This is a genomic window from Arthrobacter cheniae (assembly GCF_003602275.1).
Classification (GTDB): Bacteria; Actinomycetota; Actinomycetes; order Actinomycetales; family Micrococcaceae; genus Arthrobacter_D; species Arthrobacter_D cheniae.
The window spans coordinates 163,499-177,089 of record NZ_QZVT01000005.1 but is presented as its reverse complement, the minus strand read 5'-3'; the positions used below and the strand labels follow the sequence as shown (position 1 = coordinate 177,089).

The following is a 13,591-nucleotide window of genomic DNA, read 5'->3' as shown; positions in this document are numbered from 1 at the left end:
CGCAAGAAGCTGCCCGGCCACCTCAGCGCGCCCCTCGGTAGCCTGTGAGGCATGACAATCAAACTGGAAAACGTCGGCATTGCCGTCCGCGACATCGACGCGACGATCGCGTTCTTCACGGACTTAGGCCTCGAACTTGTCGGCCGCGACACCATCAGCGGCGACTGGGCCGATACCGCCGTAGGACTCGATGGCAACCATGCCAATATTGCTGTGCTCAGAACGCCGGACGGTCACGGTCGAATCGAGCTCTTCGAGTACCTCCACCCTGACGCAATCGAGACAAGCCCCACCCTCCCTAACGAGATTGGCATGCACCGAGTCGCGTTCTCCGTGGACGACATCGACGCAGCACTTGAGATAGCTTCGCGGCACGGCTGTCACCCGCTCCGCGGCGTCGGGACTTATCGCGACCTCTACAAGCTCACGTACTTGCGCGGCCCAAGCGACATCCTGGTGATGCTTGCCGAGGATCTGAAAAAGAACTGACGGTCCTTCGAAGCCCGTGCGATGAGGGATCCCGCACGGACAGTCGAATCCTCGTCACCCGGGTGTGCCGCGTAGGTCACGCGACGTTAAAAGCCCACATGCGCCGCCAGTACCGTCCCTTGAAATCCCAGGACATGGAAATCTGCCAGTGAATAGCCATCGGGGGCGTCGGCGTTCCACGGACCGTTGTCACGTAAGTATTCGTTGTCGACGAGCTGCTGGAGCACAATAAGTTTCGGGCCGGTTAGATCATCGTGGCGCTTCACTTTCACGGTCTCACTCATCATCAAAGCGTTGGTCTCAGCCTTCAAAGGCTGACTCCGTCGAAACTCGTAAGAGGATCCTCAGGCGTGATTGTGGCGGGGCGGGAGAAGAACTCGCCAGAATCAGTGTGCGTTGGAGGCTGAGTCCTCAGTGGTCATTGCTTGTTCGGCCGCTTCGGCGTGACGAATCACCAGGGAAGTCGTGATGAGTGTGGCTGAGAGCACGACGCACGGCACCAGTAGGATCAGGTATGTCAGCGACACCAGCACGGCTACTGGCGCTGATTCCCAGGCCGCGGAAAGCGGCATAAGGCCCAGGCTGTCTCCTACACCGAAGTTCCTGTTGATAAGCGGACCTAGAACGATCAAAACAATGGCGGCGATGCCAAGCCTTGCCCCGAACTTCATCGTCGACTTCGCCAGCGTTGCACCAGACATTCCGCTCCTGAGTTCGGTCGGTATGAGTTCGTTCGATAAATTGCATCTGCCTTGGCCTGAGTATGAGCGCAGTCTGCAGCTATATCAACGCTGTGACCACATTCGCGCTCATCCGCTAGCGACACGTTCTCATGCCAGCAACGATAGCCGGACGGAAGGATGGCACCTCCGGCCGCGAGCCAAGAAGTGTCGAAAGCGATCCCTCTGCGGATGGTTATGCGGGCGTAATGGCAAGCATCCCCGACACTGCGCTACAGACGAGGACAAGGATCGTAGCGACAACGGCCCACCCGAACATCGACGAGAGTAGCCGCTGCCGATTGGTGAGGTACTCGCGATTCGAATTTCGTCCCATCGCAGGAGGCTAGCACTCAGTCAGGTAAGCGCAGCGGGTGACGTCCACTAAACGATCCTGTACCGGGCCGTGTCGCGGTCAACCGAAGTACCAGGAATTCGGTTGAAGGATTGGGGGACGGGGCCCAGAAGACTGAGGTGGATTCGCCACCATCGCGGTAGTGGAACCTCTTCCGTGTCGTGCGGCAGGTGAGAAGCTGAAGCTTCATTGGCACGAGGGAAAGTAGGGCTCGGATGGCTTCGGTAGTGACCTTGATTCGGTCCACCGCACTTTTTGGCGCAGTGCCGTATGCCTACGCGGCCACGGCGCCGGCAAATGCACGACTCATCTTCCTCGCAGGGTCCTGCCCCTTCGACAAAGCCGGAGCGACGGTGGGTGAAGGCAACTACGCTGCCCAGGCGGAACAGTGCATCAGGAACATGACAACTGCTCTCCACGAAGCTGGAGCCACCATCGAAGACGTCATCAGTACCCGCGTGCTCGTGGCATCGACTGACCGCAATGATCTCGTCAGTGCATGGGACGTTGTACGCCGAGCATTCGGCGTCCACGACGTCCCGAGCACCCTGCTGGGTGTGACAGTTCTTGGATACGAGCACCAACTCGTGGAAATTGAAGCCGTGGCCGCTGTTCGCGACTGATGGTTCACCAGCAGCGTCCAGCAGGAGGATCCTCCTGGGGGCAGGCTAACCGAAGGCCGGTGGGCGGGACTCGCCTCGCTTGGCGTGGGTAGGCTTCCGGTCCGATAACAAAGCTGCCCCTGATATCGACGCGGATTGCCATCCCGGGCAGGGTGAAGCCATGCGTGCGATACAACCACCGAGCAGGTTCTCGATTTGTCGTCAGGTACTTCTCGGCGCCGCTACTCTGTCGATGCTGCTGAGCGGATGTGCCGGCGCCCCTGGCGGTGATACTTCCAGCACGGAAGCTGCCGAGGTCGTCGAAGGCTACGACTGTCTCGCCCCGAATCTCGGTGAATGGGCACAGCCCCCAGACGAGATGGGTTCTCCTAATCCCCAGCATTCGAATGCGCCAGATGCCGGACGGGTACCGGTCGGCTTCACCCCGGCCATGGCTGTTCGCTGCGATCAGATGGGCAGTATTGATGATGCCGAGGGGCGGTGGAGCGGCGTCACCGCTGTCACTCTTACCGGTGACCTGAAACCACTTCTGGCGGCTTTAGCCGAGCCGAATGACGCCACTGGGGGTGGGCCGTGTACAGCGGACATGGAGATCGTGTCCCCGTTATGGCTCGTTGATGCGACCGGTCAGGCGATCCTTGCGCACTACCCCCGGAACAAGTGTGCAAAGACGAAGCCTGCTGTGCACGACGCGCTCGCCGAGTTGTCCGTAGAAGAAACGACGGTTTTGAAGCGAACGTTGGATGTACCGCGGGCTGCACTGGATAGTGGATGCGCGGCGACGCGGGCTCTTCCCGTCAAGCAGGGAACGCCGCAGTCCATCCCGTCGGCCGATTCCTCCTCCGGTGTCATCGGGGCGTTACCAGCTCCACCTGCGCCACTACCCGACAGTGTTCTGACCGACACGGTCGAGATGCGTTGGTGCCGTTATACGATCCAAGCCGCTACTCCGGAGGTAGCGGAGCAGGAGGGGACAGAGACCTTCACGGGAGTAGTCACGCTCCGTTCAGGCCGATTCGTCACCGGCGGCACACTCGACGAGGCAAACTCCCAGATGGTGGTCGACGCTGCCCTATCCACATCAGTGGCACCCTCCTGTGATGAGTCAGCGACAATGTTCCTGACACTCTCACCAAGCCAAGACGGGCATGAACTCGGAACAATCACCGTCGAGCTCGATGGCTGTGGACTGCTGTACCGCAATGGGAGCGAAACCGGCACACTACCGGCCGACGTACGCGACATGCTCGCCACACAAACCGGCACGTAACCGACCGTTCGTCCGCCGAAAACCGTCACCGGACAGGACGGCCTTTCTGCTGATCTCCGCGCGATCTACGGTGCGAAATCCTTCACCGGGCACACTTCCCGCTCGCTCTCTCATTGATCGAGCTTTGTGTTTGGATAATGCATGACGACCATCGATGTAGTGAATGCTGAGGACTTGTCGCTCAGCGAGGTCCTCGCGCTTTACAGTGCGGTGGGGTGGTCGGCATACACAAAGGATCCCCACAACCTTGCTCGAGCGTTAGCGGGGTCTTCGACCCTTGTAGCCGCTCATGATCGAAAGACGCTCGTTGGGCTCGTCAGGGTCATCTCCGACGGTGCCTCGATCTGCTATCTCCAGGACATCCTTGTACTGCCCTCACACCATAGGAGAGGGATCGGACGAGCCCTTGCTGAACGAGCGCTGGAACAGTATCGACATGTGCGTCAGAAAGTACTGATCACCGATGACGAGCCACAGCAGAAGGCGTTCTACGAAGCGCTCGGTTACACCCAGACCGAGGAATTCCAAGGAGGATCTGTAAGGGCCTTCGTAAGGTTCGATTGATCGACGGAGGGCGGTGAATGATCCGCCTACGGGGCATCGAAGGACCTACTTCCAGAATCGCCAGATGATGAACATGGTCCGTGGAGCGACAACGAATGATGGCGTGAGCGTCTCCTACCGGGTCTTCCAAAGTGCAGACCCGGCGGTGGTGATTCTTCACGGGCTGGCAGGAAGCAGTACGGACTTTCTGCCAACCGCGCAGGCCCTGGCAGGGCGGAGGGTCGTCCTCATCGAACAGTGCGGTCATGGGTCGCGTATCCGTGCCCCTGTCGAACCATCACGTCAGGCGGTCGTTGACGACGTTGTCCACGTCATCGGGGCCGAAGGCCTCGGCGTCGTCGACCTGGCAGGTCAATCAATGGGAGCACATGCGGTGATGCTCGCTGCAGCATGATGCCGGGACGTTGTGCGCCGGCTCGTCCTCTTGGAGTGCGACGCCGACGGCGGAACTACTGACGAGGCAAAGGCTGTAGGTGACTACTTCCGATCATGGGAAGTGCCATTTGCAACCAGGGAGTCAGCTCAAGCCGCTCTCGGTGATCGTCCGCTGTCGCGCGCATGCGTGGCGAACCTCGAGGAACGCCAGAACGGTCTCGACCCACGGTCCGATCCTGACCTGATGACCCGAACCCTCGTCGCAGTCATGTCCCCACGGTGGGACGCATGGCAAAGCACTACTACGCCGACGTTGGTGGTCTACGCCGAGCACGGGATGTTCACTGACAAGCAAAAGGACCAACTCATTGAGCGCGGCCGGAACGTCTCGCGCGTCGACCTCGCCGGGGCAGGAAACGATGCCCCCTAGATGCCGTCGACCGATGGATTGACCTGCTCAGAAGCTTCATCAAACCACGGTGAAGATCGCCTGACGGACAGGGTGTGCGGCGGGACCCGAGAGATTGCGCGATTAGGCGTCCGTGATCGTCGAGGTCGCTGAGAGTTTTGCAGGCGTACTCCTTTCCGCGCGGGTGGCAAGCAGCGCGGTGGGCCGTGCTGCTGGGCTGCGGTGGAGGAGTTTCCGGCCGAAGAGCATGACGACGGTGATCAGTGCGGGGAGGGCGAGGTAGGGGCCCGCGGGGATGAGGAGGATGGACACGATGGTGGTGGCGGTGAGGGCGTACCACCATTGCCGGCTGGAGCGGGGCAGGAGTTTCAGTGCCGCAGCGAGGCCGACGACATAGACGGGTATCTGGGATGCGGCGCAGAGCGAGACGAGTTCCTCGGCGCCGATGGAGGTGAACGCGGCGAGTAGGAGGCCGCTGAAGATGATCAGGTTGGGGACCAGCAGATTCCCGAATCGGTCCTTTCGGCCTGCTGGCGGGTGTGGTCCGAGCTCGGCGAGGCTTCCGACGTAGGCGAGGCTGTTGCCGAGCGCGACGGTAACGCCGATTACGGCGGCGATGAGGGCTCCGGTGGTACCGAGGGAGAGCTCGAGCATGGCGGCCAGGGGAGCTTCGGTGTCGCCGGCATGCGGGCCGAGGACGAGGATCTCGGGTACGGCGACCGCCGCGTAGAGGACGGCGACGATGATCAACGTTGCGACGGTGACTCTAGGAAGATTTCGTCGTGGGTTCTGCAGCACCCGCGTGAAGTTCGTGGCCGCTTCCCATCCAGTGAGCACCCAGGTGAGCACGAGCGCAGAGCCGCAGACGCCCCGTACGCCAGTGGGAGCGAATGGAGTCAGGTTCTCTACGTGGGCATGGGGTGAGGAGGTGATGGCAGTAACGATGATCAAGATGATCAGCACGCCGGTCAGGAGGAGCATGAGGGGTCCAGATCCTACCCGCCGGACGATGGTGGTGATCGTGGCGGTCAAAGTGATCGCTGCAGCGACCACCACGGTGAGCAACTTGTCTCCGCCGACGGCCGCCGACACGTAACTGCCGCCGATGAGCGCAAGCGCCGGAACCCCGATCGGGACCCCGAACCGGAACCATGCAGCGACCAGGTTTCCCGTCTGTTGACCGAACGCCAGTGCCACGTATCCCGGGATGCCGGCTGCGGCACCCACTTTCGTCCGCCGGTCGAGAGCGACGAAGGTGAACGCGATCGGTATCGACACCAGAAGCAGCAGACCCAGAGTGATTAGGGAAGCCGGTCCCGCCTGCTGGGCGGCGAGGGCTGGAAGGGTCATGATGCCCGGCCCGATGATGGCCGCGACGTAGAGAGCTGTTCCGCGGACGGGCCCCAGCAGGGCGTGTGGGTGTGTCATGGATTCCTCCGCAGATCTCAGCTGGCCCGGCCGTTCGGGACAGTACATATCGCGATTTTGCGATGAACCAAGGTTTAGCACATCATCGTGGTTTATCGATATGCTCGGCGTGTGGAGATTGCAGCAGACGCCCTCGACTTGGTGCCGGTCTTCAAGGCGCTCGGGCATCCGACTCGTCTGGCGATCCTGGGTTGGCTGAAGGACCCAGAATCCTTCGCGCCGGAGGACTCGGCGACCAGGGAGCACGGAGTGTGCCTCAAGTACATTCAGGCGCGGGCGGAGGTGTCGCAGTCCACGGCATCGCAGCTCATGTCCAGCCTGCAGCGGGCGAACCTGGTGACAGTCACCCGGGCCGGTCAGTGGTCGTACTACCGGCGGAACGAGGACACGATCGCGAAGCTCGGTCAGATCCTCTACGACGTCATCTAGCTCCTTACACCGAATGCGCTTCGTCACCGGTCCGGTGCGTCACCCCTGATGAAATGGTGCGTTGGTTAGTCCCGGGGCCTGGTTAGCCATGTGACGCCGAAGCCGCTGAGCGCTGGGATTCCGGCGAACGATCCTTCGAGTGACAACCAGAATGCCGGCAAGGCGATGAGCAGCGTTAGGAGAACAACGCCGAGCAGGCAGTCCGTCGCTGCTCGCCACGGTCGCCGCGCATAGTGGTCGAGAAGCAGCAGAACACCGGGGATGAAAGCAAGTAGATAGGCCCATGGATTCGACCAGAAGATGGCCAGACCGAGAAGCGTTGCCGTTAGGGCGATCCCGAGACCGAGCCAGAGAAGCCTGGTGACAAAGCGGCGTAATTCGAAGGTGACGGCCAGTCCATCTGAAATGAAGGCCCAGGCGGTGAGCCCGAGGAGCCATGCGCCACCGCCGATACGAGGCAGCGTTCAGGACAGCTCGCGAACGCCGAAGCTCCTGTGCGCACCTCCCTGGGCCGAATTCGGGGGTGCTCACTCGACTCACGCTACGCTCACCTGAAACGACGTATGGGGGCAGCATGAAGGTTTGGCACCTGAGCGTCCTTTCATGGATCGTTACCGCACTCATCGCAGTCCTCGGGGTCACAGCCGCGAGCACCATCTGGTACTTCCAGGAACCCGTCGTCGATTCAGTAGCTCAACCCGGTAGTTACTCAATTGCCGCTGTCTCGGGACTGGTGGTGCTCATGCTCAGCTTCCTCCTCAGCTGCGGACTTACTGTGCTCGCCGAACAATCTGCCAAAGGCCGGAGCACCACAAGCAGATAGCTGCGGACTTACTGTGCTCGCCGAACAATTTGCCAACAGCCGGAGCACCACAAGCAGATAGCTTCGGCAACAGGGACCTGTTGCGTAAAGGACCCCGCCAGTACTGTGGAGGCACCTAAGGGGGGCAATGAATAGTGTGCGGACGTGTCTGGCACTTCTCGTGGTGGGGGTGCTCGTGTCGTGCGGTGTGATGGACGAGAACCCTGGATCGAGGCCAGACACCGGGGAATCGTCCTGGGAGACTGATGCCGGCGAACCGCCTTCCCTGACAACCGACTCGCCCCTCGAATCGCGAGCGTCTGTAGCGGAGGGCGATGTGTCAACGGCCGCTAGCGAAATCACGGGTGAGCTGCAGAGTGAGGAACAGTTCGCTTCGGTCGAGGTCATCGACCGACAGAAGATCCGTGTTCGCTGGTTCGGGGAGCCGACGCCGCAGATGCAGGATGTCCTCGACAAATTCCCCCAGCTCGATATCACGGTGGATCAGGTGTCCTGTTCGCCTGGCCACGTGCGGGAGTTTGGGGAAGGATTGCTGCAGACGGACCCGAACGTGCGGGCCTTCTCCCTGGAGCCGGACGGTTCCAGCGCCAACGTGATACTGGATGAATCACTCCGGGCAATATCTGAGGTATCCGACCTTGAGCACCGTTACTCAGAAGCAGCGGACTGCCCTATAAGGGTGAGTTTCGGCAGTACCCAGCCAGCGCTGTGAGGTACCACGATGAGCACTCTCGGAGCCCTTCAGCAGAGCACTGTGAGGGATCCGATAGCGGACGATTCAGATAACGGGCGATAGGCGTTTCAGGTTGAGTAGCGAGTGCCCTGGTCTTAGCGTGTTCCGACTACCCAGCTGAAGTGAATCACACCGTTGGGGGAAGCGGTCCTGAATATCGTCCGCGAGGCTCCTCGCCTCAGCTTCTGTCTCGTACACTCCTCGAACTGCGTTGTGCGGTGTCTCGTCCTGACACACGATCCAGACTATTTGAGCCACCCCGTGAGCCTCGCGCCACATGACCGACCACCGCGATCGCCGTCAACAGTATTCGCAAGAGGATCCGTATACGGAGTTGTTGGCACTCGCTGAACGAGGCTTACCGGGCTTCGACTCCATACCCGGTGAACGCGAGCCGACGCTCACCACCGCCTGAGGTACCGAAGGCTTCCCGATAGGTTGAGGACATGAACCCACCTGCGCTGAGTCTGCGGCCTCTGCTGTGCAAGGACGCACCTGTTCTGGCTGAATGGGGCGGGGACGGTCTCTTCTGCCAGCACGCCGGATGGACTGCAACGTCTCGCGCCGCCCTGCACGACTTCTGGGTGGGGCAGGTCACCGACCCGCCTGCTGAGCTGATCCGGCTGGCGGTCGAAGACCCTGCCGAGGGCCCATTGGTCGGGTACGTGGATCTTCACGGTTTGGACCCGGGAGAGAAGGAACTCGGGTTCGTCATCGGACCCTCCCACCGCTGGAGGCAGGGTCTGGGGCGACGAGCCGCCGCAGCCGGTCTCATGTACGGCTTCGGGGAACTGGGGCTCGAGCGTGTCTGGGCGGAAGCCTTGGCCGCCAACACAGCATCACTACGCATCCTGCGCTCCGTCGGGATGGAGGAAACAGGGAGAGGCGGGCTTGGGACTTTCCTGAACGAGGACAGCTACTACCGGCAATTCCGCATCAGCCGCACGGTATGAACGCATCAGGGTGACCTGACAAGCTGATGGCATGACAGTGACAGTGACAGCGTGGCAGCAGAAGGTCGATCGCTTCTATGAGCAGGACTTCGACGACGACGATCCGCAAGGCTCCATCGTAAGGATGCGCGAGCTTCTGTCCGAGCGGCCCGAGGGTGATGCAGAGTCCCTGTTCGAGTTGGCCGGTGTGTACGATTCCCTGGGTCTCGAGAACGACGCGATCCCGCTGTACAGGCAAGCTTTCGAAGCGGGACTGGAGGGCACGAGCGCCCTGCGTGCGTCCATCCAACTCGCGAGCACCCTGCGCAACGTCGGCGAGTCCGCCGAGGCTGTGTCGATTCTCGAATCAATGCCCGATGCCGGTATGGACGAGGGAGCGCGCCAGGCATTCCTGGCCCTGGCGTTGCACGATGAGGGCAGACATGGGGACGCGCTCAGGACAGCACTACTGGCCCTCATCCCAACGCTGGATGGCTACAAGCGGTCACTCACCGGTTACGCAGCAGAACTGCCGAGCAGCGTCACGAAGCTCTGAACATCTTCACTGCTCTTGGGAAGGATCGGCCTGCGGTCACGGGAAACACCCTGTAGGTGTGGGGCGCTACCTTGACGCTACGGCGTCGGTATGAGGGTCAGCCAGTGCTCGGCTTCCTCGGTGGTGCTGAAGTGGCGGGTTGTGTAGGGCGGGTGCGACCGCTGCTTGTAGTAGGTGATGAGCGCTTGACCGCGGGGATCCGCGCTGACGACGGCCAGGGCAGCGATGTTCAACCCGTCGGCGAGGATTCTCATCGCGTTGTCCGTCGCTGACATGACCTGCTGGAGTTCCAGGAGCATGGGCGGACACGATGTGGGATTCATGAACTCGGCCCGTAATACGATGTTCTCCGCAATGGCGTCCGTGATGTGCATGGCCTGCGCCCATGTCACCCACAGCACCCCGTCGCGCATTTCCGAGGTGAAGGCTTTCTCGACCCCGTAGCTTTCACCGAAGATGCTGGGGTGCTCACGCGTTTCATCGAGCAACCATTCGGTGGCCTCCTCGTCATCGGTGAAGTACCGGGTGGGCGTCACCGACCGATGGGTGAAGGCGGTGAGGACCCTACCCATGTCGTCGGCGCCGATGATGGCTGTGCGGGAGGAGCAGATGTCCCTGATCAGAAGTTGTTTGGCTTCCGCGGTGATGTGTTCGATGAGGTTGATGCGCACCAGGAGGGGACGTGGACCGTCGGGGGATGCGGCAGTGACCGCCATCGTCGCAGACACCACATCCGCGGCTTCCACGGTGATCCCCGACCTCCACTGAAGGCACAGATAGTCCCCGGCGTGCTCGAGCAGATAACGGGCTCGTGCTCCCTGCTTTTCCATACGTTCCCCTGACCTCACCGCGTACAACTTACCGGTACCAGCGCCCATGGCAGTCCTTATCGCGGTGCATCCTCCTCTCCAAGGGCACGTCATGCGGTCTAGCCCCGGCGGCATTGCGAGCCGAGCGGCGCACGAGTCTCCCTGCCTGAGTACATGAAGGGAACCCTGCCCTTCATGTACTCAGGCGAATCTGTCGGGGGTGGTTCATCGACGACGACGCACCGACAGTGGGGGAGCTGCACCCGAAGCTCCAGCCGATCCGCACGCGAGCGGTTGCACGCGGTTGGCCCTTCGAGGTGGTCGATCCAACAGAATTGGCAATCGCAGGTGCGGTGGGCCCGGGTTCTTCTCGCAGGCCGCCGCTTTTGTCTTCGGTCTCGTGGGGTTACGGGAAGCGCTCGAGGCACCTGAGTCGCAGCGACACTATAAGCACGTGTATTCGGTGAGACCCCACGGGAGTGGTGGAAAAGAGCGACTCCGGGTTACCGTACCGCCCCTGATGTCCTTTTTCGCTTCCGCTGGGATCCGTGGCTGGTGCGACGATGGGAAACTTACTCACCGCCAAGCCATTTCATATGCGGTCATCGATCCTGATCGAGTCCGTCAGGCATGGCCACCGCTGGAAGGTGACCCGTTCAATCACAGGCTCGAGCTTGTCAATCTTGCGTCGCTGGCAGCGAACTACGCGGCCGTTGACATAACAACACTCGTCCTTGCCGGCGTGATCGAAGGAATGGCGGCTGTTCCGCGATATGAGCATGCTGTAGCCGGACTGAGTCTGGTGACCGTTCGGCTTACCGCTGACGAGCAGGTGAGGAAGGCGAGGCTCAAGGCGCGCCACATCGATCTCTCGACAGCGCACTACGGTAGCCGGTATGCCGAAAAACACGTGGTTAGCGGCCATCGCTCTACTTCTCATCAACGCTGTGGGTGGCCTCGGCTACTTTTTCTTCTCCCTGCCTGAGCGGTCGGAGTGGGGCGAGATGACCACCGGAATCATCTGCGGCATCGTCGCGGCTCTTCTGGTCATCAATTACAGGAGAACCTACGGATCAAGAGTGGATACTCGGCCGTGAGTTGGAGCAGCGTTCCGCCGGTCACAAGCAGACGCCGCCGACGAAGGATCGAGGGTTGTCGTCAACCCCGGCGCGACGGGAACGGGATGTGGTCCAGGTCCGACGCCGCGATGACCGTCGTCGCGCCAGCCGTTCCGCGTGCCTGCGCGGCCAGGAGCCCGACGTCGTCGTACCTCGACGAGAAGTGGGTGAGGACGAGGCTGCCGGCTCCACCGCTGCCGGCAAGGGCACCGGCCTGCCCCGCGGTGAGATGCAGGTACTGATCGGCGAGGGCTGCGTCATCGTTGCTGAAGGTGCTCTCGGCGACGAGCAGGTCGGCACCGTCGGCGAGCGCGAAGGCGCCGTCACACACCCCCGTGTCCATCACGAAGCCGAACCGGAGCCCCGGCCGGTGCACGCTGACGTCCTCGAGGCGGACGGGACCGAGGCGGCCCTCCCGTTGTAGCAGCCCGACGTCCGGCCCCGTGATACCTGCTGCCTCGAGGAGCGGGGGGAGGAAGGTCCGCCCGTCCGGCTCGACCACCCGGTAGCCGAACGCCTCGATACGGTGACGCAGCGGCTCGACCTCGATGCCGTCGGCAATCGGGCCGGCCGTGCCATGCGGGTGCAGGTGGAGGTCGAGTCCCGGTGTCGCGAGGGAGACGAGGGCCCGCACCACGTCCCCGCCGGACGCGGGGTAGTGGAGGTGTACAGGGTGCGCCACGCCGTCGAGCACCATCCGGGACAGCACGCCGGGAAGCCCGAAGCAATGGTCCCCATGGACATGGGTGAGGCAGATCCTCGTGATCTTCGAGGCTGAGACGCCGGCGTGGATCATCTGCCGCTGCGTACCCTCGCCGGGGTCGAACAGGAGGCCCTCGCGCTCCCACCGCAGGAAGTACCCGTTGTGGTTGCGGGTCCTGGTGGGTACCTGGGACGCCGTACCGAGGATGACGAGCTCACGCATGGTCCCAGTCTTGCACCGACCCGGTCGGGTCGAGGAAGTGGTGGACCCGAGCAGCGTCGGGAGACAATGGCACTGGGCCGGCATGGGAGCCGACGAGCGAGGCGGCGTGGCGCGGGGGCAGGCGCGCATGGATGGAGGAGCAGGATCACGTGGAGCAGCAAGCCGAACCGGCAGCGCAGGACCTGCGGCGGGAAGGCGTGACGCGGAGGGCCACGCGCGCCTGGAAGCAGGGGGCCTGGAACACACCGTCGCGCCAGCTGATCCCCGCCGCGATGGTGTCTCTCTCAGGCTTCCTCCTTCTCGTCCTGCATATGCCTGCCGCCGGCTACGGGCTCATGGTGCTGGCCCTCGTGACGTCCGCCATCATCGATCGCCCGCTGTTCCGGGACCTCCTGCTCATCGCGTTCGGTCTCACGGTCATGAGCCTCGTCCCCATCACCACGGACATCAGCCCCCAGCACATGGGTGTTATGGGGGCGGCCATGATCCTGGCAGTCGGCGTACCTTACGCGGTGTCGCGCTTCGCCTACCGGGATCATGCGGTCACCTTCCCCGTGCGCACCGGGGAGCCGTGGACGCGGACCGAGAAGTGGTACCTGCCCGCCGTCGTCGTCATCGGGTATGCCCTGCTGCCCGTCTACATGCTCAATACCGGGGTCTACACGAACTGGCCCGCCTCGGACGAGCCCGCAGAAGTCGCCCGACTGTTCCTCGGCACCAACGGGCTGGGCATCTGGGACGAGCTGTTCTTCATCTGCACTGCCTTCGCCCTCCTGCGCCGGCACCTGCCCATGGCGCAGGCGAACGTCCTGCAGGCCGTCCTCTTCACGTCCTTCCTGTGGGAACTCGGCTTCCACGCCTGGGCGCCGCTGTTCATCTTCCCCTTCGCCCTCCTGCAGGCCTTCATCTTCACCAGGACCCGATCGCTCTCCTACATCATCTGCGTGCACCTCCTCTTCGACTTCGTCCTGTTCCTCGTGCTGATCCACGCCCACAACCGGGCGTGGATCGACATCTTCATCTACTGAGGAGGA

At 62.2% G+C, this 13,591-nt stretch carries 18 protein-coding genes; 13 read left to right on the top strand and 5 right to left on the bottom strand.

The window, feature by feature from the left end:
• The first annotated feature begins 51 nt into the window (after positions 1-51).
• Positions 52-489: a VOC family protein gene (locus tag D6T63_RS11110; RefSeq protein WP_120149110.1), complete on the top strand. Its 438-nt coding sequence runs from the start codon at positions 52-54 to the stop codon at positions 487-489.
• A gap of 86 nt (positions 490-575) precedes the next feature.
• Here the strand turns inward: D6T63_RS11110 and D6T63_RS11105 are convergent, their stop codons facing one another.
• The gene (locus D6T63_RS11105) at positions 576-800 is read right to left on the bottom strand and encodes a hypothetical protein (RefSeq protein WP_120149109.1); all 225 of its coding nucleotides are present in this window, start codon (positions 798-800) and stop codon (positions 576-578) included.
• Positions 801-875: 75 nt separating this feature from the next.
• Positions 876-1,190, bottom strand: a complete 315-nt coding sequence (locus tag D6T63_RS11100; protein WP_120149108.1) for a hypothetical protein — start codon at positions 1,188-1,190, stop codon at positions 876-878.
• Between the two features lie 588 nt (positions 1,191-1,778).
• On the opposite strand from D6T63_RS11100, the gene D6T63_RS11095 reads away from it, so the two are divergent.
• The 5 genes from D6T63_RS11095 to D6T63_RS18925 all read left to right on the top strand — a co-directional run bounded on the left by D6T63_RS11095 (position 1,779) and on the right by D6T63_RS18925 (position 4,825).
• On the top strand, positions 1,779-2,186 hold the full coding sequence (locus D6T63_RS11095; protein WP_120149107.1) for a RidA family protein: 408 nt from the start codon (positions 1,779-1,781) through the stop codon (positions 2,184-2,186).
• A gap of 160 nt (positions 2,187-2,346) precedes the next feature.
• Positions 2,347-3,456, top strand: coding sequence for a hypothetical protein (locus tag D6T63_RS18930; protein WP_147394351.1), 1,110 nt, complete (start codon positions 2,347-2,349; stop codon positions 3,454-3,456).
• A gap of 141 nt (positions 3,457-3,597) precedes the next feature.
• Positions 3,598-4,020, top strand: a complete 423-nt coding sequence (locus tag D6T63_RS11085) for a GNAT family N-acetyltransferase (protein WP_120149105.1) — start codon at positions 3,598-3,600, stop codon at positions 4,018-4,020.
• A gap of 64 nt (positions 4,021-4,084) precedes the next feature.
• A complete protein-coding gene (locus D6T63_RS11080; RefSeq protein ID WP_120149104.1) occupies positions 4,085-4,414 on the top strand; it encodes an alpha/beta fold hydrolase in 330 nt (109 codons plus the stop codon).
• A 225-nt stretch (positions 4,415-4,639) separates the two neighbouring features.
• The gene (locus D6T63_RS18925; RefSeq protein ID WP_147394350.1) at positions 4,640-4,825 is read left to right on the top strand and encodes a hypothetical protein; all 186 of its coding nucleotides are present in this window, start codon (positions 4,640-4,642) and stop codon (positions 4,823-4,825) included.
• A gap of 102 nt (positions 4,826-4,927) precedes the next feature.
• Here the strand turns inward: D6T63_RS18925 and D6T63_RS11070 are convergent, their stop codons facing one another.
• Entirely contained in the window at positions 4,928-6,232 is a 1,305-nt protein-coding gene (locus D6T63_RS11070; RefSeq protein WP_182976962.1) for an APC family permease, read from the bottom strand.
• Between the two features lie 111 nt (positions 6,233-6,343).
• Between D6T63_RS11070 and D6T63_RS11065 the strand changes: the two genes are divergently transcribed.
• The 5 genes from D6T63_RS11065 (at position 6,344) to D6T63_RS11045 (ending at position 9,705) form a co-directional block, all read left to right on the top strand.
• On the top strand, positions 6,344-6,661 hold the full coding sequence (locus D6T63_RS11065) for an ArsR/SmtB family transcription factor (RefSeq protein ID WP_235830691.1): 318 nt from the start codon (positions 6,344-6,346) through the stop codon (positions 6,659-6,661).
• A gap of 574 nt (positions 6,662-7,235) precedes the next feature.
• Positions 7,236-7,484, top strand: a complete 249-nt coding sequence (locus D6T63_RS11060) for a hypothetical protein (RefSeq protein ID WP_120149101.1) — start codon at positions 7,236-7,238, stop codon at positions 7,482-7,484.
• Positions 7,485-7,611: 127 nt separating this feature from the next.
• Positions 7,612-8,196 (top strand): hypothetical protein, encoded by a 585-nt coding sequence (locus D6T63_RS11055; RefSeq protein WP_147394348.1) that lies wholly within the window; start codon positions 7,612-7,614, stop codon positions 8,194-8,196.
• A 467-nt stretch (positions 8,197-8,663) separates the two neighbouring features.
• Positions 8,664-9,170 carry a GNAT family N-acetyltransferase gene (locus tag D6T63_RS11050; protein WP_120149099.1) on the top strand — a complete coding sequence of 169 codons (507 nt, stop codon included), beginning with the start codon at positions 8,664-8,666 and terminating at the stop codon, positions 9,168-9,170.
• A 31-nt stretch (positions 9,171-9,201) separates the two neighbouring features.
• Positions 9,202-9,705: a tetratricopeptide repeat protein gene (locus tag D6T63_RS11045; RefSeq protein ID WP_120149098.1), complete on the top strand. Its 504-nt coding sequence runs from the start codon at positions 9,202-9,204 to the stop codon at positions 9,703-9,705.
• 77 nt (positions 9,706-9,782) lie between these two features.
• Here D6T63_RS11045 and D6T63_RS11040 read toward each other — a convergent pair whose 3' ends face one another.
• The gene (locus tag D6T63_RS11040) at positions 9,783-10,535 is read right to left on the bottom strand and encodes a DUF7793 family protein (protein ID WP_120149097.1); all 753 of its coding nucleotides are present in this window, start codon (positions 10,533-10,535) and stop codon (positions 9,783-9,785) included.
• Between the two features lie 875 nt (positions 10,536-11,410).
• Between D6T63_RS11040 and D6T63_RS18920 the strand changes: the two genes are divergently transcribed.
• The gene (locus D6T63_RS18920; protein WP_147394347.1) at positions 11,411-11,611 is read left to right on the top strand and encodes a hypothetical protein; all 201 of its coding nucleotides are present in this window, start codon (positions 11,411-11,413) and stop codon (positions 11,609-11,611) included.
• 61 nt (positions 11,612-11,672) lie between these two features.
• Here D6T63_RS18920 and D6T63_RS11030 read toward each other — a convergent pair whose 3' ends face one another.
• On the bottom strand, positions 11,673-12,557 hold the full coding sequence (locus D6T63_RS11030) for a ribonuclease Z (RefSeq protein WP_120149095.1): 885 nt from the start codon (positions 12,555-12,557) through the stop codon (positions 11,673-11,675).
• A 272-nt stretch (positions 12,558-12,829) separates the two neighbouring features.
• Between D6T63_RS11030 and D6T63_RS11025 the strand changes: the two genes are divergently transcribed.
• Complete coding sequence (locus D6T63_RS11025) at positions 12,830-13,585, top strand: CPBP family intramembrane glutamic endopeptidase (RefSeq protein ID WP_235830712.1); 756 nt, start codon at positions 12,830-12,832, stop codon at positions 13,583-13,585.
• Positions 13,586-13,591 lie beyond the last annotated feature (6 nt).